At 61.1% G+C, this 18,289-nt stretch carries 19 protein-coding genes and 1 pseudogene; 11 read left to right on the top strand and 9 right to left on the bottom strand.

All coding sequences use genetic code 11. From position 1 onward, the window contains the following. Positions 1 to 16: 16 nt before the first annotated feature. The 4 genes from IE083_RS13875 to dnaA all read right to left on the bottom strand — a co-directional run bounded on the left by IE083_RS13875 (position 17) and on the right by dnaA (position 5,832). The gene (locus IE083_RS13875; protein WP_189354532.1) at positions 17 to 301 is read right to left on the bottom strand and encodes a hypothetical protein; all 285 of its coding nucleotides are present in this window, start codon (positions 299 to 301) and stop codon (positions 17 to 19) included. A 380-nt stretch (positions 302 to 681) separates the two neighbouring features. After that, a complete protein-coding gene (gene gyrB / locus IE083_RS13870; protein ID WP_189354530.1) occupies positions 682 to 3,072 on the bottom strand; it encodes a DNA topoisomerase (ATP-hydrolyzing) subunit B in 2,391 nt (796 codons plus the stop codon). A 157-nt stretch (positions 3,073 to 3,229) separates the two neighbouring features. Beyond that, positions 3,230 to 4,336, bottom strand: coding sequence for a DNA polymerase III subunit beta (gene dnaN / locus IE083_RS13865; protein ID WP_047967468.1), 1,107 nt, complete (start codon positions 4,334 to 4,336; stop codon positions 3,230 to 3,232). 41 nt (positions 4,337 to 4,377) lie between these two features. Beyond that, positions 4,378 to 5,832 carry a chromosomal replication initiator protein DnaA gene (gene dnaA, locus IE083_RS13860; protein WP_189354528.1) on the bottom strand — a complete coding sequence of 485 codons (1,455 nt, stop codon included), beginning with the start codon at positions 5,830 to 5,832 and terminating at the stop codon, positions 4,378 to 4,380. Between the two features lie 367 nt (positions 5,833 to 6,199). Here dnaA and rpmH point away from each other — a divergent pair, with 367 nt between their 5' ends. From rpmH to IE083_RS13810, 10 genes are all read left to right on the top strand, one after another. Continuing rightward, on the top strand, positions 6,200 to 6,334 hold the full coding sequence (rpmH, locus tag IE083_RS13855; RefSeq protein ID WP_008955801.1) for a 50S ribosomal protein L34: 135 nt from the start codon (positions 6,200 to 6,202) through the stop codon (positions 6,332 to 6,334). A gap of 3 nt (positions 6,335 to 6,337) precedes the next feature. After that, a complete protein-coding gene (gene rnpA, locus IE083_RS13850) occupies positions 6,338 to 6,700 on the top strand; it encodes a ribonuclease P protein component (RefSeq protein WP_189354526.1) in 363 nt (120 codons plus the stop codon). After that, the gene (gene yidD, locus IE083_RS13845) at positions 6,676 to 6,885 is read left to right on the top strand and encodes a membrane protein insertion efficiency factor YidD (RefSeq protein WP_189354524.1); all 210 of its coding nucleotides are present in this window, start codon (positions 6,676 to 6,678) and stop codon (positions 6,883 to 6,885) included. The genes rnpA and yidD overlap by 25 nt, the downstream gene beginning before the upstream one ends. Positions 6,886 to 6,902: 17 nt before the next feature. Next, on the top strand, positions 6,903 to 8,555 hold the full coding sequence (gene yidC / locus IE083_RS13840; protein WP_189354523.1) for a membrane protein insertase YidC: 1,653 nt from the start codon (positions 6,903 to 6,905) through the stop codon (positions 8,553 to 8,555). Positions 8,556 to 8,706: 151 nt separating this feature from the next. After that, positions 8,707 to 10,059: a tRNA uridine-5-carboxymethylaminomethyl(34) synthesis GTPase MnmE gene (gene mnmE / locus IE083_RS13835; RefSeq protein WP_189354521.1), complete on the top strand. Its 1,353-nt coding sequence runs from the start codon at positions 8,707 to 8,709 to the stop codon at positions 10,057 to 10,059. A gap of 415 nt (positions 10,060 to 10,474) precedes the next feature. Beyond that, on the top strand, positions 10,475 to 11,692 hold the full coding sequence (locus tag IE083_RS13830; RefSeq protein WP_189354519.1) for a tyrosine-type recombinase/integrase: 1,218 nt from the start codon (positions 10,475 to 10,477) through the stop codon (positions 11,690 to 11,692). A gap of 583 nt (positions 11,693 to 12,275) precedes the next feature. Further along, on the top strand, positions 12,276 to 12,527 hold the full coding sequence (locus IE083_RS13825; RefSeq protein WP_229799757.1) for a toxin: 252 nt from the start codon (positions 12,276 to 12,278) through the stop codon (positions 12,525 to 12,527). Next, positions 12,524 to 12,838: a helix-turn-helix domain-containing protein gene (locus tag IE083_RS13820; protein ID WP_189354518.1), complete on the top strand. Its 315-nt coding sequence runs from the start codon at positions 12,524 to 12,526 to the stop codon at positions 12,836 to 12,838. Before IE083_RS13825 ends, IE083_RS13820 begins: the two co-directional genes overlap by 4 nt. A gap of 26 nt (positions 12,839 to 12,864) precedes the next feature. Beyond that, complete coding sequence (locus IE083_RS13815) at positions 12,865 to 13,065, top strand: hypothetical protein (protein ID WP_189354516.1); 201 nt, start codon at positions 12,865 to 12,867, stop codon at positions 13,063 to 13,065. Then, a complete protein-coding gene (locus tag IE083_RS13810; RefSeq protein ID WP_189354514.1) occupies positions 13,062 to 13,652 on the top strand; it encodes a hypothetical protein in 591 nt (196 codons plus the stop codon). Before IE083_RS13815 ends, IE083_RS13810 begins: the two co-directional genes overlap by 4 nt. Here IE083_RS13810 and IE083_RS13805 read toward each other — a convergent pair. From IE083_RS13805 to IE083_RS13785, 5 genes and pseudogenes are all read right to left on the bottom strand, one after another. After that, a pseudogene (locus tag IE083_RS13805) lies at positions 13,649 to 14,116 on the bottom strand (transposase); the annotation flags it as partial. The gene IE083_RS13810 and the pseudogene IE083_RS13805 overlap by 4 nt on opposite strands. Before the next feature lie 275 nt (positions 14,117 to 14,391). Continuing rightward, on the bottom strand, positions 14,392 to 14,718 hold the full coding sequence (locus tag IE083_RS13800) for a hypothetical protein (protein WP_189354513.1): 327 nt from the start codon (positions 14,716 to 14,718) through the stop codon (positions 14,392 to 14,394). After that, the gene (locus IE083_RS13795) at positions 14,705 to 14,983 is read right to left on the bottom strand and encodes a hypothetical protein (protein ID WP_189354511.1); all 279 of its coding nucleotides are present in this window, start codon (positions 14,981 to 14,983) and stop codon (positions 14,705 to 14,707) included. The genes IE083_RS13800 and IE083_RS13795 overlap by 14 nt, the downstream gene beginning before the upstream one ends. A gap of 147 nt (positions 14,984 to 15,130) precedes the next feature. Beyond that, positions 15,131 to 15,382, bottom strand: a complete 252-nt coding sequence (locus tag IE083_RS13790) for a type II toxin-antitoxin system Phd/YefM family antitoxin (protein ID WP_189354509.1) — start codon at positions 15,380 to 15,382, stop codon at positions 15,131 to 15,133. A 116-nt stretch (positions 15,383 to 15,498) separates the two neighbouring features. Further along, on the bottom strand, positions 15,499 to 16,701 hold the full coding sequence (locus IE083_RS13785) for a site-specific integrase (protein WP_189354508.1): 1,203 nt from the start codon (positions 16,699 to 16,701) through the stop codon (positions 15,499 to 15,501). Between the two features lie 673 nt (positions 16,702 to 17,374). Here IE083_RS13785 and IE083_RS13780 point away from each other — a divergent pair. Beyond that, complete coding sequence (locus IE083_RS13780) at positions 17,375 to 18,172, top strand: hypothetical protein (RefSeq protein ID WP_189354506.1); 798 nt, start codon at positions 17,375 to 17,377, stop codon at positions 18,170 to 18,172. Positions 18,173 to 18,289: the final 117 nt, after the last annotated feature.

Raw genomic sequence — 18,289 nt, 5'->3', positions numbered from 1 at the left:
GTTCGTCGATGGCCTCCTACCATCTGTCTGCATTTACACCACTTCCGTGGACTCTATCCAAATTTTTCAGGCTTTCAATTACTTCACCTGCAGTTTGGCCTTCAAGTCCGTCACGGCCTAAATACATTAAGCACATCAACTGAACCTGCTCTTCGTGGGCAAGCCTCGAAATCAACTCCTGTGCCGCGATGAAATTTTGGCGAGTATCTGCATTAGAATTGGAGGAAAGCCACTTGCCTGCATGGTGTATAAGTCGTTCAAGATTGGGTTTCTGTATTGCTGGCAGATAAAATTCAATCAACTCACGCTCCCCTCGATATCAATTACCCACACTAGCCAGCACACCATCTACGACATCGGCAGCTTCTAGCTGTATGTTTCTTATTGTACTCCTTAATCAATCTTATTGTCATAAATCGTAGATGCGTTCAGTTCGCCTTTACTGCTCTCATCTTGTGCCAGCTTCTGAACTTGAGCTGCAGATTTTCTGTAGATGGTGAACCAACCGCTTCGGCCGACAAGCAAACTCGTGATCACCATAGCGGCAAGTCCTATCGGAGACTCAGCAATGAAAAATGGCCTCCAAACTTGGAGGCCATTTGCTAATCTGAGTGCAGGGAGCAGAATCCCATAAATCTAGAAGAGTGGGAAAAATCTAGATATTCGTGGGATCCTACAACCTTACACGTCAATATTCCGCGCAATCAAGGCATGGCTTTCGATGAAGGCACGTCTTGGTTCCACGTTGTCGCCCATCAGCGTGGTGAACACGTCGTCGGCGGCCATCGCGTCTTCGATGCGTACTTTCAGCAGGCGGCGCACGGTCGGGTCCATGGTGGTTTCCCACAGCTGACCAGGGTTCATCTCGCCCAGACCCTTGTAGCGCTGGATGGACAGGCCCTTGCGGGTTTCGCCCAGCAGCCAGTCGAGGCCGTCGCCGAATTCGGTGATCGGCTTCACGGTCTCGCCGCGCTTGACGCTGGCGCCGTCGCGCAGCAGGCCGTGCAGCATGTCGCGGGTCTGGCACAGGATGTCGTAGTCGGCGGTGGCGAGGAAGTCCTGGTCCAGCGCGGTGACCAGCACGTTGCCGTGCAGCTGGCGGGTGATCTTCAGCATCCAGGCGTCGTTCTTGTCGTCGCGCAGCACATTGAGACGGATCAGTTCCGGCGGCAGTACCGCGGCCAGCTCGCTGACGGCGGCGTTGGCGGCGGCTTCGCTGTCCAGAGCGATGCGGCCAACCTTGAGCAGCGCGTGCAGCACCAGCGGATCGACGACGCGGCTTTCGCGCTCGATGGCGGCACGGGCGAGCAGGAACTGGCGCGCCACTTCGCCCAGCGTGTCGCCGGACAGCGCGGCTTCGCCGGCGGCCGGGATCAGCTCGGCCTTGTCCAGTGCCAGTTGCAGCAGGTACTGGTTCAGCTCGTAGTCGTCCTTCAGGTAGCGTTCCTGCTTGCCGTGCTTGGCCTTGTACAGCGGCGGTTGCGCGATGTAGATGTGGCCGCGCTCGACCAGCTCCGGCGTCTGGCGATAGAAGAAGGTCAGCAGCAGGGTGCGGATGTGGGCGCCGTCGACGTCGGCGTCGGTCATGATGATGATGCGGTGGTAGCGCAGCTTGTCCGGGTTGTATTCGTCCTTGCCGATGCCGCAGCCCAGCGCGGTGATCAGGGTGGCGACTTCCTGGCTTTGCAGCATCTTGTCGAAGCGCGCGCGCTCGACGTTGAGGATCTTGCCCTTCAGCGGCAGGATGGCCTGGAACTTGCGGTCGCGGCCCTGTTTGGCGGAGCCGCCGGCGGAGTCACCCTCGACCAGGTACAGTTCGGACATCGCCGGGTCTTTTTCCTGGCAGTCGGCCAGTTTGCCCGGCAGGCCGAGGCCGTCCATCACGCCCTTGCGGCGGGTGATCTCGCGTGCCTTGCGCGCGGCTTCGCGGGCGCGGGCGGCGTCGACGATCTTGCCGATGATGATCTTGGCGTCGTTCGGGTTTTCCATCAGGAAGTCCTTGAGGGCTTCGCTGATCACTTCGTTGACCACCGGGCCGATCTCGCTGGAGACCAGCTTGTCCTTGGTCTGGCTGGAGAATTTCGGGTCCGGCAGTTTCACCGACAGCACGCAGGTCAGGCCTTCGCGCATGTCGTCGCCGCTGGTATCGACCTTGGCCTTCTTGGCGGCCTCGGATTCCTCGATGTAGCCGTTCAGCGTACGCGTCATCACCTGGCGCAGCGCGGTCAGGTGGCTGCCGCCGTCACGCTGCGGGATGTTGTTGGTGAAGCACTGCACGTTTTCCTGGTAGGAATCGTTCCACTGCATCGCCACTTCCACGGTCATGCCGTCCTTTTCGCCGGTGGCGTAGAAGGTCTTCGGGTGCAGCACCGACTTGTTGCGGTTCATGTACTGCACGAAGCCGGCGACACCGCCGGAGAAGGCGAAGTTTTCTTCCTTGCCGCTGCGCTTGTCGAGCAGGGTGATGGCCACGCCCTGGTTGAGGAAGGACAGTTCGCGGATGCGCTTGGCGAGGATGTCGAAGTGGAATTCGATCACGCCGAAGGTTTCCTCGCTGGCGCGGAAGGTGACTTCGGTGCCGCGGTGGGTGGTGTGGCCGGTCATGGTCAGCGGCGCTACGGCTTCGCCACGGCGGAATTCCATCTCGTGCACCTGGCCGTTGCGCCAGATCTTCAGCTTCAGCCAGTCGGACAGCGCGTTGACCACCGATACGCCGACGCCGTGCAGGCCGCCGGAGATCTTGTAGCTGTTGCTGTCGAATTTGCCGCCGGCGTGCAGCACGGTCATGATCACCTCGGCGGCGGAGCGGCCTTCTTCCGGGTGGATGTCAGTGGGGATGCCGCGGCCGTTGTCTTCCACCGAGATCGAGTTGTCGGGGTGGATGGTGACTTTGATGGTGTCGGCGTGGCCGGCCAGCGCTTCGTCAATGGCGTTGTCCAGCACTTCGAACACCATGTGGTGCAGACCGGTGCCGTCCTGGGTATCGCCAATGTACATGCCGGGGCGCTTGCGTACTGCATCCAGACCCTTCAGGACTTTAATACTGTCCGCGCCGTATTCCTGTTCGCTCATAAAACCACTCTTTTGTCAGCCAGTGCGTCCGGGGCGGTTGCCCCACTGTTGAAAACTGTTGCCGTGCCGGCCTAACCGGCGTGCGGCCAACGCTGGACAAAGGTTGGCCGCAGTGCGATGCCGCCCGCCACCGTTGCCGGTGGCGGATGGCCTGTCGTCAGATGCGCATCGGCATCACGACATACTTGAAGTTGCTGTTGTCGGGGATGGTGACCAGCGTGGAGCGCACGCTGTCGCCAAACGCCATCTGCAGGGTGTCGGCCGACAGGTTGGTCAGCACGTCCAGCAGGTAGTTGATGTTGAAGCCGATCTCCAGCTCGCCGCCCTGATAGGCGATTTCCAGTTCTTCCTGCGCTTCTTCCTGCTCGCTGTTGGTACACAGGATGGACATCGCGCCCGGCTTCAGCACCAGCCGCACGCCGCGGAATTTCTCGTTGGCGAGAATGGCGGCACGCTGCAGCGCGTGCAGGAAGGTCACGCGCTCGATCAGGAAGATCTTGTCGTTATCCAGCGGCACCACGCGGTTGTAGTCGGGGAACTTGCCGTCGACCACCTTGCTGATGATCACGGTGTTGCCGAAGCTGAAGCGCACCTGGTTGGACAGCAGCTCGATGTTGATCGTCTCGTCGCTGTCCTGCAGCAGCTTGTACAGCTCGAGGATGGTCTTGCGCGGCAGGATCACCTCGGCCTTGTCGAGGCTGGCCTCGATGTCGGCGCTGGCAAACGCCAGGCGGTGGCCGTCGGTGGAGATCAGCCGCACCTGGTTGCCCTCGGTCTGCAGCAGCAGGCCGTTGAGGTAGTAACGGATGTCCTGTACCGCCATCGCGTACTGCACCTGCGAGATCAGGCGCTTCAGGTCGCGCTGGCTCAGGCTGAAGCTGGCTTGCGCGGCACTGCCAGCCGACAGCAGCGGAAAGTCGTCCGCCGGCAGCGTCTGCAGGTTGAAGCGGCTCTTGCCGGCTTTCAGCATCAGGCGGCCGTCCTGCTGTTCCAGCGTGACCATGCTGTTGCCGGGAATGGCGCGCAGGATGTCCTGCAGCTTTTTCGCCGAGGTGGTCAGGCGGAACGCGTCGCCGGCGATGTCGTCCGGGCTGGCGGTGGTGATCTGGATTTCCAGGTCGGTCGCCAGGAAGCTGACGGCTCCTGCCTGTTTTTCGATCAGCACATTCGACAGAATGGGCAGGGTGTGGCGGCGCTCGACGATGCCGGTGACAGCCAGCAGTGGCTTGAGCAGGGCATCGCGTTCGGCTTGCAGAATCAGCATGTGCGGACTCCCGAAGGGTTACAGTGTCGTTATCAAATGAATCAGTTGCGCAACATCGCGAGCAACGTATCGTAATCGTGCGCGATTTCGCTGTCATTACCGCGCATTTCGGCAATGGTCTTGCAGGCGTGCAGCACCGTAGTGTGGTCGCGGCCGCCGAAGGCGTCGCCGATGTTCGGCAAGCTGAGCGAGGTCAGCTCCTTGGCCAGCGTCATCGCCACCTGCCGCGGCCGCGCAATGTCGCGCGAGCGCTTCTTGCTGTGCATGTCGGACAGCTTGATCTTGTAGTAGTCGGCCACCGTCTTCTGGATGGTCTCGATGGTGACCTGGCGGTTGCCGGCGGCGAGGATGTCCTTCAGCGCCTCCTTGACCAGCTCCATGGTGATGCTCTGGTTGCTGAAACGGGCGTAGGCCACCACGCGCTTGAGCGCGCCTTCCAGCTCGCGCACGTTGCTGCGCACGTTCTGGGCAATAAAGAAGGCGACGTTGTGGTCGAGCTTGGTGTTGTCGGCCTCGGCCTTCTTCATCAGGATGGCGACGCGCATTTCCAGCTCCGGCGGCTGGATCTCCACCGTCAGGCCCCAGCTGAAGCGCGAGATCAGGCGCTCTTCCATGCCCTCGATCTGCTTGGGGTAGCTGTCGCAGGTCATGATCACCTGCTTGCCGCCCTCGATCAGCGCGTTGAAAGCGTAGAAGAACTCTTCCTGGGTGCGGTTCTTGCCGGCAAAAAACTGGATGTCGTCGATCAAGAGCAGGTCCAGGCTATGGTAGTAGCGCTTGAACTCGTCGAAGGCCTTGTGCTGGTAAGCACGCATGATGTCGGCTACATAACGCTCGGCGTGGATGTAGCGGATCTTGGCCTGCGGATTCTTCAGGTAGACGTGGTTGCCGATGGCCTGGATCAAGTGCGTCTTGCCGAGGCCGACGCCGCCGTACACGAACAGCGGGTTGTAGGCCGGATCGCCCGGGTTCTCGGCGATCTGCATCGCCGCCGCGCGCGCCAGCTGGTTGCCCTTACCGGTCACCAGCGTGTCGAAGGTGAAGCCCGGATTGAGGCGGGTGCTCTCGTGGCCGCCGCCGATGGCCTTGACCGCGGTCTGCTTCGCCGTCGGCGCGAACTGGCTGCTGCCGGTCGCGGCGCTGACCTTGGCCACCGCCGCCGCCACGTCAACGTTGGCCGCAGGCGGGTTGTCGTTGCTGCGCGGCACACTGCCGGCCGGCGCCGGACGCGCCACCGCAACCGGTGCACCGGCGGCGGCACCGATACGCAGCTCCACCGACACATTACCCAGCAGTTCGGTCGCCAGCGCCTCGATGCGCGCCAGGAAACGATCCTTAATGAACTGCAGGATGAAGCGGTTTGGCGCGTACAGCACCACACCCTCGTCGCCGGCCTCGGCAGAGAGCGGGCGGATCCAGGTGTTGAATTGCTGTGAGGACAGTTCGTCCTCAAGACGCGTCAGGCACGCAGGCCAGAAGTTTTCCGGTTCAGTCATCAATGCTTCATGTTAAAAACGAAATGCCGCCGCAGACTAACGGGTAGTTCGGGGGGCGGCGGGGAGGCTGCGCGCGCGGCGGGTGCCGGGCGGCAGTCACGATGTTTTGGTGTGGAATCGCCCTGCCTCTACGAGCCTGACGGGCGACGGTCCGGCACTGCGGTTGCCGCCGGGGCGGACAGGGTCACAAGCGGTACATTCTACTGGCTTTGCCAAAAGTTATCCACAGCACCGGCGAAATATCACCACCAGCGGCGCCGCACCGCGACGACATCGGCCCGGCCGCAAACTGCTAATCCGCTTGACAATTCCGGCATTTATCTATGTAATCACGCGTTTATTTCCGTTTCGAAACAGGAAAATCATCATGAAACGTACTTACCAGCCTTCCACTACCCGCCGCAAGCGTACCCACGGCTTCCTCGTTCGCTCCAAGACCCGTGGTGGTCGCGCCGTTCTGGCCGCCCGTCGCGCCAAGGGCCGCAAGCGTCTGGCTGTATAACGCTTGGACCACACATTCCGCCGTGCGCACCGGCTTTTAAAAACGGATGAGTTCTCATCCGTTTTTCATTTGCGCAACGCGCGCAGCAACCAATTGTTCCAGGTGTATGCCCGCCCGAACGGTCTGACCCACGCCCGTCTCGGTCTGGTGGTCGGCAAGAAGGTGGCCAAGCGCGCCAACCGCCGCAACTACATCAAGCGCACCGTGCGCGAGTGGTTCCGGCTGCACCGCCATGATCTGCCGCCGATGGATTTTGTCGTCAGATCACGCCAGGCCTACTATCGCGGCGAATATCACGAAGCGGTAAAGGCATTGGCCGCGCTCTTTGCTAAACTAGCCCGATGTCGCGACTCTTCGTCCTCTTGATCCGCTTTTACCAGCTGGCGATCAGCCCCTGGCTGCCGCCGCGTTGCCGGTATCAGCCAACCTGCTCCGCCTATGCCATCGAGGCATTGCAAAAGCACGGCGTGATCAAGGGCAGCTGGCTAGCGATACGACGGATTAGTCGTTGCCACCCGTTCGGTGGCAGCGGCCATGACCCGGTTCCCTGACTTTTCCGGTAAGTAAGATGGATTCCAAACGACTGATCATCTTTATCGCGCTGTCATTCAGCGTCCTGTTGCTCTGGCAAGAATACTTCGCGCCGAAACCCGTCGCCAAGCCTGCCGTGACACAGCAAGCCAGCACAGCCGCGAGCACTAGCGATACCCCTGCCGCCAGCAACGTCGCCCAGCCTGCCGACAGCAGCAGCCTGAGCCGCGGCCAGCGCATCACCATCACCACCGACCTGGTCAAGGCCGAAATCGACACCACCGGTGGCGATCTGCGCAGCCTGCAACTGCTCAAGCACAATGCAGCCGAAGACGCCAGCAAGCCGTTCGAGCTGTTCAGCGACAAGGGCGCCCACCTGTACGTGGCGCAGACCGGCCTGCTTTCCGCCGGCAATGCCGCGCTGCCGACCCACAAGACCGTATTCACTACCGAAAAAACCGCCTACACGCTGCAAGGCGACAAGGTCGAGGTCAGGCTGACTGCGCCGGAAGCCAATGGCGTCAAGGTAAGCAAGGTGTACACCTTCCACAAGGGCAGCTACCTGATCGACGTGCGTTACGACATCGTCAACGCCGGCACCGCGCCGCTGACCAGCACCGCCTACTTCCGCCTGCTGCGTGACGGCAAGGCACCGGAAGGCGAAAGCCGCTTCGCGCAGACCTTCACCGGCCCGGCGGTGTACACCACCGAAGGCACCTTCCAGAAGGTTGCCTTCTCCGATCTGGACAAGGGCAAGGCCGAGTACGTGAAGAACGCCGACAACGGCTGGGTGGCGATGCTGCAGCACTACTTCATGAGCGCCTGGATCCTGAAACCGCTGGACGGCAAATCGGTGTGCGCCAACGCGCAGGCATGTACCTTCCAGCTGGAGCCGAAAAACGGCGCCTACTCCGCCGCCGCCATGGTCAACGTGGCACCGATCGCCGCCGGCCAGAGCGCCAGCATCGCGGTACCGCTGTACGCCGGCCCGGAAGAGTACAACACCATCGTCAAGGTGGCCGACGGCATGGAGTTCGCCAAGGACTTCGGCATGGTGCACATCTTCGCCTCGCCGCTGTTCTGGCTGCTGACCAAGCTGCACTCCATGGTGCAGAACTGGGGCTGGGCCATCATCCTGCTGACGCTGATCGTGAAGGCGGTGTTCTACCCGCTGACCGCCGCCTCCTACCGCTCGATGGCGAAGATGAAGGTGCTGGCACCGCGCCTGGAAAACCTGAAGCAGCAGCATGGCGACGACCGCATGAAGTTCCAGCAGGCGGTGATGGAGATGTACAAGACCGAGAAGGTCAATCCGCTCGGCGGCTGCCTGCCGATGCTGATCCAGATCCCGGTGTTCATCGGCCTGTACTGGGCGCTGCTGGCCTCGGTCGAGCTGCGCCAGGCCGACTGGCTGTACATCGCCGACCTGGCCCGTCCGGACCCGTACTACATCCTGCCGGCGCTGATGGCGATCACCATGTTCGCGCAGACCTTCCTTAATCCGCCGCCGGCCGATCCGATGCAGGCGAAGATGATGAAGATCATGCCGGTCGCGTTCTCGGCGATGTTCTTCTTCTTCCCGGCCGGCCTGGTGCTGTACTGGGTAGTCAACAACCTGCTGTCGATCGCGCAGCAGTGGTATGTGAACCAGAGCATCGAAAAAGCCCGCAAAGCCGCCCTGCAGTCCTGATCTGCGGCCAACCTTGTAAGGTACAATCAAAGCCCGGCCATCATGGCCGGGCTTTTTGTTGAGGGTCTCCAGCCAAGCGCCACCGCTTGCCTCGACACCTTCGCCTTGCGGCCAACGTTGGCCGCAAGCCACCGACCGAACGGACCCCGCGATGAACCTTGCCTACACTCCCAGCACCATCTGTGCCGTTGCCACCGCCCCCGGCCGCGGCGGCGTCGGCGTGGTGCGCGTCTCCGGCCGCGACCTGCTGCCGTTCGCGCAGGCGATCAGCGGCGGCAAGACACCCAGACCGCGCTACGCCACCTACACCGATTTTATCGCCGCCGACGGCACGCCGATCGACAACGGCCTGCTGCTGTACTTCCCCGGCCCCAACAGCTTTACCGGCGAGGACGTGATCGAGCTGCAGGGCCATGGCGGGCCGGTGGTGCTGAAGATGCTGCTGTCGCGCTGCGTCGAGCTGGGCGCGCGCCTGGCCGAACCCGGCGAATTCACCAAGCGCGCCTTCCTCAACGACAAGCTGGACCTGGCGCAGGCGGAGAGCGTCGCCGACCTGATCGACGCCGCCAGCGAGAGCGCCGCCCGCAGCGCGCTGAAATCGCTGAAGGGCGCCTTCTCCGGCGAGATCCACGTGCTGGTCGACGAGCTGATCACGCTGCGCATGCTGGTGGAGGCGACGCTGGACTTCCCCGAGGAAGACATCGACTTCCTCGAAAAAGCCGACGCCGTCGGCAAGCTGCAGCGTCTGCGCGGCCAGCTGGGCAAGGTGCAGGCCACCGCGCGCCAGGGCGCGCTGCTGCGCGAGGGCATGCACGTGGTGCTGGTCGGCCAGCCCAATGTCGGCAAATCCAGCCTGATGAACGCGCTGGCCGGCGACGACATCGCCATCGTCACCGACATCGCCGGCACCACCCGCGACACCGTGCGCGAGGAAATCGTCATCGACGGCGTGCCGGTACACATCATCGACACCGCCGGCCTGCGCAACACCGACGACGTGGTGGAAAAGATCGGCATCGCGCGCACCTGGCAAGCGGTGGAACGCGCCGACCTGGCGCTGGTGCTGGTCGACAGCCGCGAAGGCATCGTGCCGGAAGTCGAAGCCATCCTGGCCAGGCTGCCGCCGCGCCTGCCGCGCGTGCACGTGTTCAATAAGGTGGACCTGTCCGGCGACAAGGTTGGCCGCAACGAGGAAGACGGCCACCCGGTGGTGCGGCTATCTGCCCGCACCCACGCCGGCGTGGACGACCTGCGCGCGCTGCTGCTGGAGATGATCGGCTACCAGGGCGACAGCGAGGGCGTGTTCCTGGCACGTGAACGCCACCTGGACGCCATCGCCCGCGCCGCCGGCCACCTCGACCTCGCCGAGCAGGACTGGCAGATGGTGGAAATCTTCGCCGAGGAACTGCGCATGGCGCAGAACGCGCTGTCGGAAATTACCGGCAGATTTACTCCCGATGACTTGCTGGGCGTCATCTTTTCGCGCTTCTGCATCGGAAAATAATTTCACTTCCGCCGACGTTTGCCAGCGTTCGCAAACCCCAGCAAAAGCCCAGCCAGTCTGGGCTTTTGTCGTTCTACAACGTTCGCTTTAGTTCGTGGACATCCGGCTTATTTAGGTACACACTTAGGTACACGCCAGCAGTAATGCAAAATCCTGTGTACCTAAATTCGCGTTTCCAGTGGTTGGTGATGCCAATTTTGTGCCCATGATCGCTAGCTGGCTGCCGCTGAAATTGCCACAACCTAGTAAACACAAGGGTTTCAAGGCAATTTGCCGTGTACCTAAACGTGTACCTAACACCAGCAGCGCACGCCGCCCACACCGTGGCCGCCCTGCATGCTTGGGTACACGGCTTCACCCAGTCAGGCCCCGTGTACCTAAACGGGGCGCTTTGTGTACCTACCGGAGTAAAGCCATGGCACGTCAGGCCAAACCGCTTACCGATACCGCCATCAAGGCGCTGAAACCCAAGGCCGACCGCTACCGCGTCAGCGACACCAGCGGCCTGCTACTGGAAGTCATGCCCAGCGGTTCCAAGATATGGCGCTATCGCTATCAGCTGCATGGCGTCCGGCAGCCATCCCTGACCATCGGGCCGTATCCAGAAATCAGTCTGGCGGCTGCCCGCAAGCAGCGTGACGAATGGGCTGCCCTAGTGGCGCGTGGCGAGTCACCCAAGCGGGCCGTGCAGGCAGCCAAGGCCGAGAAGCTGAACACCGTCGCCGCCTTCGCCGCCGAGTGGCTGGCCGAGCAGCTGCCCGGCAAGTCCGCCAGCTATCAAAAAACCATGCAGCGCATCATGGATAAGGACGTATTGCCCTGGCTGGGTGGCATGCCGCTGGCTGATGTGAAACCGGCGGATGTGCTGGAGCTGTGCGACCGCATCAAGTCGCGCGGCTCGCCCAAGATGGCCTTGTTGTCGCGCAATGTGCTCAAGCGCATGTACGACTACGCCATTGCCCGCCAGATGGTAGAGAGCAACCCCGCCGCTGCCCTGGTGGCCCGCTTCATCGCCAGTGAGGAAAGCCGTACCCGCGTACTGTCCGCCAGCGAAATCGGCCAGGTGCTGCGTGCCGTGTATACATCGGACATCCGCCGCCCGCTCAAGCTCGCCCTGCACCTGCTAGCCATCACCATGGTGCGCAAAACTGAGCTGACAGCGGCACGCTGGGATGAAATCGACATGGACGCCGGAATATGGGACATCCCGGCGGAGCGGATGAAAAAGGACCAGCCGCACCGCGTGTATCTTTCCCGGCAGGCCAAGGAGCTGCTGCAGGAACTGCACTCCCTGTCCGGACGTTCGGTGTATCTGTTCCCCAGCTCACGCGGCACCGAGGACCGCCCGATATCACATAGCACCCTGAATCAAGCCGTGCGGGCACTATCGCTGGACGTGCAGCACTTCGTGTTGCATGACTTCCGCCGCACCGCGTCCACCCACCTGCACGAGATGGGACACCCGTCCGACGCCATCGAAAAGACGCTGGCGCACAAGATCGTAGGCATCAAGGGTGTGTACAACCGGGCGCAGTATGCCGAGCAGCGGCAAACCATCCTGCAGGCGTGGGCGGACTTCGTGCAGGCGCAGATAGACGGGGCCAAGGTGGTGCCGCTGTTCCGCAGCGCCTGACGACCGCCGCGTCACTAGTGTAGTGTTTCACGCTATTTGAAACATATGAAAACCAATATCCATGCGGGTTTCAAGCTGATTTCAAGTTCCATCAAGAACGCAGCACTACACTAGCACCTTTTGCCATTCATACTCTGGTTAGGAAAATGCATGTGTTACAGCCGATGCCGCCCGGCCCCGGCGCGGCAAGGTTGGCCGCGTGTTTTCCTACCCCGCCGAAAACACGCAGTGACGGCAGTGACGCAGTGACACTGTTGTTTTTAAAGGATTTTTTGCCGGTGACAAATCGTCTCGTCACCGCCTCTTGTGCAGTGACAGCCGCAAACGGCCCGACCCCATGCCCTGCCAGCCACCACGCCGCCGCAAGGCCGGCGCGGCTGGTGTTCCACACACCAGCCTGACGGGCGAATATGCCACACCAGCGCCGACACCACGCCAGCAACGGGTACGGTTGGTTTTCAGTCATACGCTATTAACGTATAGTTAATGCACGAAAGCCCTATTCGTAGAACTGCCGGCCTTTGCTCGCTACCGTACTGATTACCTGGACGACGAAGGTTTCCGTGCGCTGCAGGCCGCGCTAATGACTAACCCGGAAGCCGGCGACGTGATCGAGGGCACGGGCGGCTTGCGCAAGGTGCGCCACGCCGACAAGCGGCGCGGCAAAGGCAAGCGCGGCGGCCTGCGGGTGATTTACTACTGGTGGGACGGTGGCGGCCAATTCTGGCTGTTTACCCTCTACGACAAGGACGAAATGATTGACCTGAGCGCGCAAGAGCGCCAGGCGTTGAAAGCCATGCTCAAGCGTGAGCTGGCTGCAAGGAGCGAACCATGAAACGCAATCTGTTTGCAGAACTGGCCGAAGGCTTCGACGCGCTGGAACAAAGCCGGCGCGGCAAGCTGACGCTACGTAGCCACCAGCTGGACGAAGCCACACCAGCGCCCGAAGTCACCGCCCAAGACCTGCTTGCCATCCGCGAGCGGCTGAACGTGTCGCGCGCCGTGTTTGCCCACTACCTGCGCACCAACCCGCGCACGCTGGAAAACTGGGAGCAAGGCCGCTCGCACCCCAACGCGCAAGCCGCGCTGCTGATTCAGATGGTGAAGCAGTACCCGGACACCATCGAGCGCATCAAGTCGCTGTGATCTCGCCAACAGGGCAGGCGCAGCCCGTGAATATCAAGGCGGATACCGTTTTCAGCACCATAGGCTGGCTGGCCGTGCTGACCATGGCCGGCAGCGGAGCCGTGTTCGCCGTGCAGCGCCACGGCTGGGCGTGGGATACCGCACTGTACGGGGCCTTGGCCGGGCTGGCGCTGGGAAGCTTGGCCGTGGTGGTTGTTGCCTGGCTGGTGTCGGTGCGGTGGCGATGAGCGAGGACGCGCGCGCACACCCGCTGTTGTGGGATGGTTATGCCCTGGCTGACGCCATCCGGGAGCATTGGCTTGCCCCGGTATACCCGGAAATCATCACGCTGGCGGACGAGTTGGGGGAGTGCCTTGCCGCCGGGATGGCCGTGTGGCGGGATAGTTATTGGGATGAGGCCCGCGCCTATCACGATAGTCCGGCCTCGATGGCCGACATGAGTGACGCCGAGGTTAACCGCTGCATATTGGCAGGCTACCCGGAAGGTATCCAGTCTGCAGCCCTTGCTGTTTTTCGCGGCCTCCGCAGCGCGGAGCAACACGGCGGATTCAAGAGCTTTGCCGCTGCCATCCGTTGGCATTGCAGCATTGGCGATGACATCCCCGACAGGCACTTGTACGCGCTGGCCGCCACGATTGAAGCGTGGTGGGCCATGGACAGCTTGGAGACATGGCTTAACGAAGGCTTGGCCGAACTGGCGCGCATATTCAGCCCTTTACGAGACATTGGGGAGGCTGATTTGCTGGCATGGATGGATGCCGACCCTGGTAGATGCGGCGTTTGTCAACGTAGTTGTCGCGTAAACCGTTTTTAGGCCGCAAGCTTTTGCGGCTCCCTTTCACGCTCCGGATTCAGCGCCACGGCTCCAACTGGTTGCCAATTACGCGTATCGCGAGACCAGCGTTCCGGGCAGCATTCACGGGCCTGCCGATACAGAGCATCCCGCTTTGCAAGGATTTCTCTGTCCTTGCCCACGTGCCGCTCTGCCGGCGTCACGAAGCGAATTCGGCTATGCCGGTGTTCGTGGTTGTACCAGTGGATGAAGTCCCTAACCCAGGCTCGCGCCGACTCCAGATCGGCAAAGCCATCCTTCGGCCATTGCGGACAGTATTTCAGCGTGCGAAACAACGACTCCGAGTAGGGATTGTCGTTGCTCACCCTGGGGCGTCCGCGTGACGGTGTCACGCCCAGGTCGTACATCTTGCTCAGCAAGGTCGCCGATTTCATTGGTGCACCGTTGTCCGAGTGCAGTACCAACGGCTGATACAGACACGATTCGCGCCCCAGTTACTTGGTCAGCGGCGGAAGTGGTAGCAGCATCACCGATGAAGGTGTCGTTGCCAGCAGTACCGTCCTTGGCGTCGATAGCAGTAGTGAGCGTAATTGGATGTGAGCCTCAACCCATTGAATCCAATAGAAAAAACAGGTGATTTTTATGTCAGCACTTTTGCTGACTCATATGCCTCTGCTTGCTGCCCTGTGAGGCATACCCTACGGGACTTTCACGCCCATCCAGCCCGAGTCATCAAGTCAGCACGCCAGCTCGAACTTCCCTATTTTTTCCCATACGTACTGTCATGGTCCGGCGCAATGGTCAGCAAGCGAATAAAGTCACCGTCCCGGTAAGCCGTTGCTCTGCGAGCCTGGGAGATCCGCAAAGAGTAAAGCGCCTCGATACCCGCTGGCGGCTTGATGCTGACTATCTTTTCCCACTTCAAGCCCGCATCCCGATAAACCTGATTCCAGGTCATCTGGCGCAGCTTGTTTAGTGTATCGAGCGCTGCATGCCGCTCTGGTTTTTGCAGCGTCAAAAGATGCGTTTGGAAAACCGGGTTATTTAGATCGAGCCTGACCAAGCTATCACGATCAGGCTGCGCCATGCATTTTCTCCAGCAAAGTCACGGCATCCGCATCCTCTGGGGGATTGGCTTGCGCCCACGCGAGTGCTTGCTCCAGGTCTGCTGCATGCTGCGGCAGGTGTAGCCAACGTTCGTTGTCAGGAACGACCGTCGCCGTCCGCACGAGCCACACGCCTGGCTCTTGTTCCTCGATAAGGACTTGCCGACCGGCAAACCGTTTCCCGAAAGAAAGCTGCCCGTTTGCGCCAATGACTTTGACCGTAGGGTGAGAAGTTACAGTGGCCATAAAGCCTCCTTTTTGTGCTGCACGAATGCACTAAATCATAATATTCCTAATATACACAAAAGCAGGCTAATTGCAAAAAAACCTGCCGAGGCGCTGCTCCTCCTTCAAAGCGGGGCATGAAGACGGTACTTGTATTTGCGAGGGGTCTCAGATGACTTCAACATCCACCTCGATGGCCTGAGTCTTTTCGGCCAAACGAGAAAGAATAGTCCGATACAAGTCCCGCTCGGCCAGCTCTTCAACCATGGCTTGAAACAGTTCAGGCGTAACCATGTAGAACGCCGTCTTGTTATGGTTCAGCACCGCCACCGGACGATGCTGGGCCTCTCGCAAGATCGATGAGGGGTTTTTCTTGAACTCGGACATACTGACCGCCAAGTCAGCGAGGATTGTTTGCATGATTTCGCTCCTTAATTGGAGCTAAATATTGCTACATAAAAAGTCTTTTTCAAGTGCGGAAATAAAAAACCCCCGCCGAAGCGGGGGTGGGTGGGTCGGCTCAGGCATTCGCGTCATCATGCCGCGAAAAGTCCCGTCGCCTCAGCGGCCGCATTCGCGCGTTCGCGTTTGCGTCCTTCGGTCAGGTGTAGGTAGACCGCCGTCGTTTTCAGCTGGGTGTGCCCCAGTGCCTTTTGCACATCGACAATATCTGCGCCACTGTCCAGCATCATGGATGCATAAGTATGTCGCAGGTCATGCATACGCAAGCCGTCCAGGTTGGCCTTTTTGCGTGTGCTCACCCAAGCGTCGCGGCAGGAGCAGTACGGTTTCCCTGTTTTGGGGTTCGGAAATACCCATGGCCCTGCGACATGCTTCCGGCGCTCACGCAACAATGCCAACACGCCCGCCGCAAGGTAGAGCACGAAGCCTTTTTGCGCCTTATCAGCCTCAGGGGGGACCGTCAGCGTGCCTCGGGCATCGTCAAGCCATGCCCATTGCATCGCCAGCACATTTTCTCGTCGCAGGCCCGTCGAACCCATGACCCTGAGAATGTCTGCCAGACTCTTGTTTTCCGATTCCCCAGCGGCCGTCAGCAAAGCTGACAGCTGTTCCCGCGTCAGAAAGCGCCCCTTGACCTTACGTGTCGTCGTCAGCTGCAGCGCGTGGGTTGGGTTCTCGGTCAGGGTGTTGGTCTTGTCCCGGATTGCCTCGTTGAAAATGTGACGCACCAGAATCAGGATGCGCTTGACCGTCCCATCGGCAAGAGACTGATTGGCCTGCATTTTCCAGCGGCCATCGGCAACGCGCTTTTCTCGCAGGAGCGTATTGAAGGCCACGATGTCATGCCCATCAATCTCGTCCAGCCTTTTGGCGCCAAACACGGGCTGCACGTGATTACGGTAGATGGATGCATGTGTTCCATACGACTTGCTCTTGTTCTTCACCGCCGGCAAAAAGCAGGAGAAGAAGAACTCATCCATCGTTGGGCACAACTTCCGGCGGCCACCTACCGACGAGCCTTTCAGCTGCGCCAAATCTGCCAGTCGGGTTTTTGCCATCGCACGAGCGGCATTGGCAGAAACTTCACCCACGCCAGCCAGTTTCTCCTGCCGTTGTTTGCCTGCCACATCACGAAAGACGATGACGTAGCTCATGCAGCCTTTGTGGGTGACATTGACGGCGAACCCCGTCACCTCTTGGTCGAAGATGACGTCTTTCTTCTTGCCGGCTGGCATAACAAACTCGTTAAGTGCTTTTTCAGTGATGTGCAGTTTCATTTTGCATGGCCTCGGCACACATCCAGCCAAGTGGCTGACAGCGCTGAGCGCCATCGAGCAAGACGGTGTGCAGTCGTCCAACCTGCAACGTCTAGCACCCGTGTTTATATCGGCATGCCGAAGTACCACCTCCGACCGCAAGCGAAGCGCGCCGGCAGGAGGCGAAGCCTCGTGCCAGAGGGGGGCCACCGCGCAGCGGTGGGGTCAGGGCGTCCAGCCCGCCACCCCCGGTACAGCCTCTCGCCCCAGCGAGAGCCAGCCGGGCCGGGGGAGCCGCCGAGCGTGAGCGCGATCCTAGCGCGGGTCCGGCCCCAGCCGGATCAGGTCGGTGGGGGCGCAGCCCCGCCACCCCCAGAGCGAAGCGCCGGGGCAACCCCGTCTGATTATGGGCGTCCAGCCCATCCCCGCAGCGTCCGACATGACAACCCGCAGGGCTTGTGATGTCAGCGAAGGGGTCAGAGGGGGTTGCCCCGGCGCGCAGCGGCGGGGGGTGGCGCCAGGTTTGAAGCCGTAACGCGCCCCAGCGCGTCGTCCTGCGGCCCGCGTCCAGCGGGGAAAGCAGGGCGATAGGCTTGTGCGACGCAGGCGGCGCACGATGATCATAAAAGTGGCTCGCTATACGGAGGACAGGCACAAGGCTCATCCATGTGCCGATCACCTTGGAGACACTCTCATGCTTGATAAACGCCTTATCGGCGAACGCAATACGCTCGCCATCCTTGGGTTCGTCCACCGCTTCGGCTGGCTGACCAGTCGCATGCTTTCCGCGCTGGTCTGGCCGACCGCCAGCCAAGCGCCAGCGATGGCGCGGCGGGCCGTCAAAGCCTTGGTCGATGACGGAATGCTGCTGCGCCGCCCACTGCCGGACGGGGGCGACTGCTACACCCTCTCTGCTGCGGGCGCCCGTTTTCTGAACGATGCCGCCGGCACACTGGCCAGCAGTGGCGCCAGCCTGTCGCTGGGCAATCCCGTGCATCGCGCTTGCTCGAACTGGTACCTGATTCACCACCTCAACGACGGCACGGCGGTGTGGACCGAACACGAAATCCAGACCGGCCGCGCTCCGTTCACCACCATCGACGGCAAAGTGCCGGATGGCCTGCTGGAGCTTGACGAGGGGCTTGTCTGGGTCGAGGTCGAGAATGCGTGGAAGAACCGCAAAGAGCGGCAGAAAGTGGTGACCTTTTGCGAGCGCCACTTGCTCCCGAATAGCCAGCTGTGTGAGCTGGCACCCAATCGCTACCTGTTCCGCATCGCGATTGTTGGTACCTCGCCGGATGCGCTCCGCGCGATGGTGCGCTCATTCGAGGACGCTCACGCCACTGGCCTGCTGCGCGATGGGCAGGCTGGCGACATCGACCTGGTGCTGTTGCCCGTCGATAAAAGCCTAGTCGCCGGTGAGCTGGTGACGGTCAATCTGTACTGGGATGCCCTTTGTCCTGCCGGGCTGGAAGTCCCTGCGGCGCCCTAACTGCAAAAGCAAAAGCCCCTCGCAAGGGGCTTTTTGCTGTGACCTCGCCGGTGTCAGGCGATAGAGTCCACGGAAGTGGTGTAAATGCAGACAGATGGTAGGAGGCCATCGACGAAC

This window comes from Vogesella fluminis (genome assembly GCF_014652335.1).
In the GTDB taxonomy this organism is placed as follows: domain Bacteria; phylum Pseudomonadota; class Gammaproteobacteria; order Burkholderiales; family Chromobacteriaceae; genus Vogesella; species Vogesella fluminis.
The sequence above is the reverse complement of the archived record's forward strand: the minus strand, read 5'-3'. Positions and strand labels throughout refer to the sequence as shown.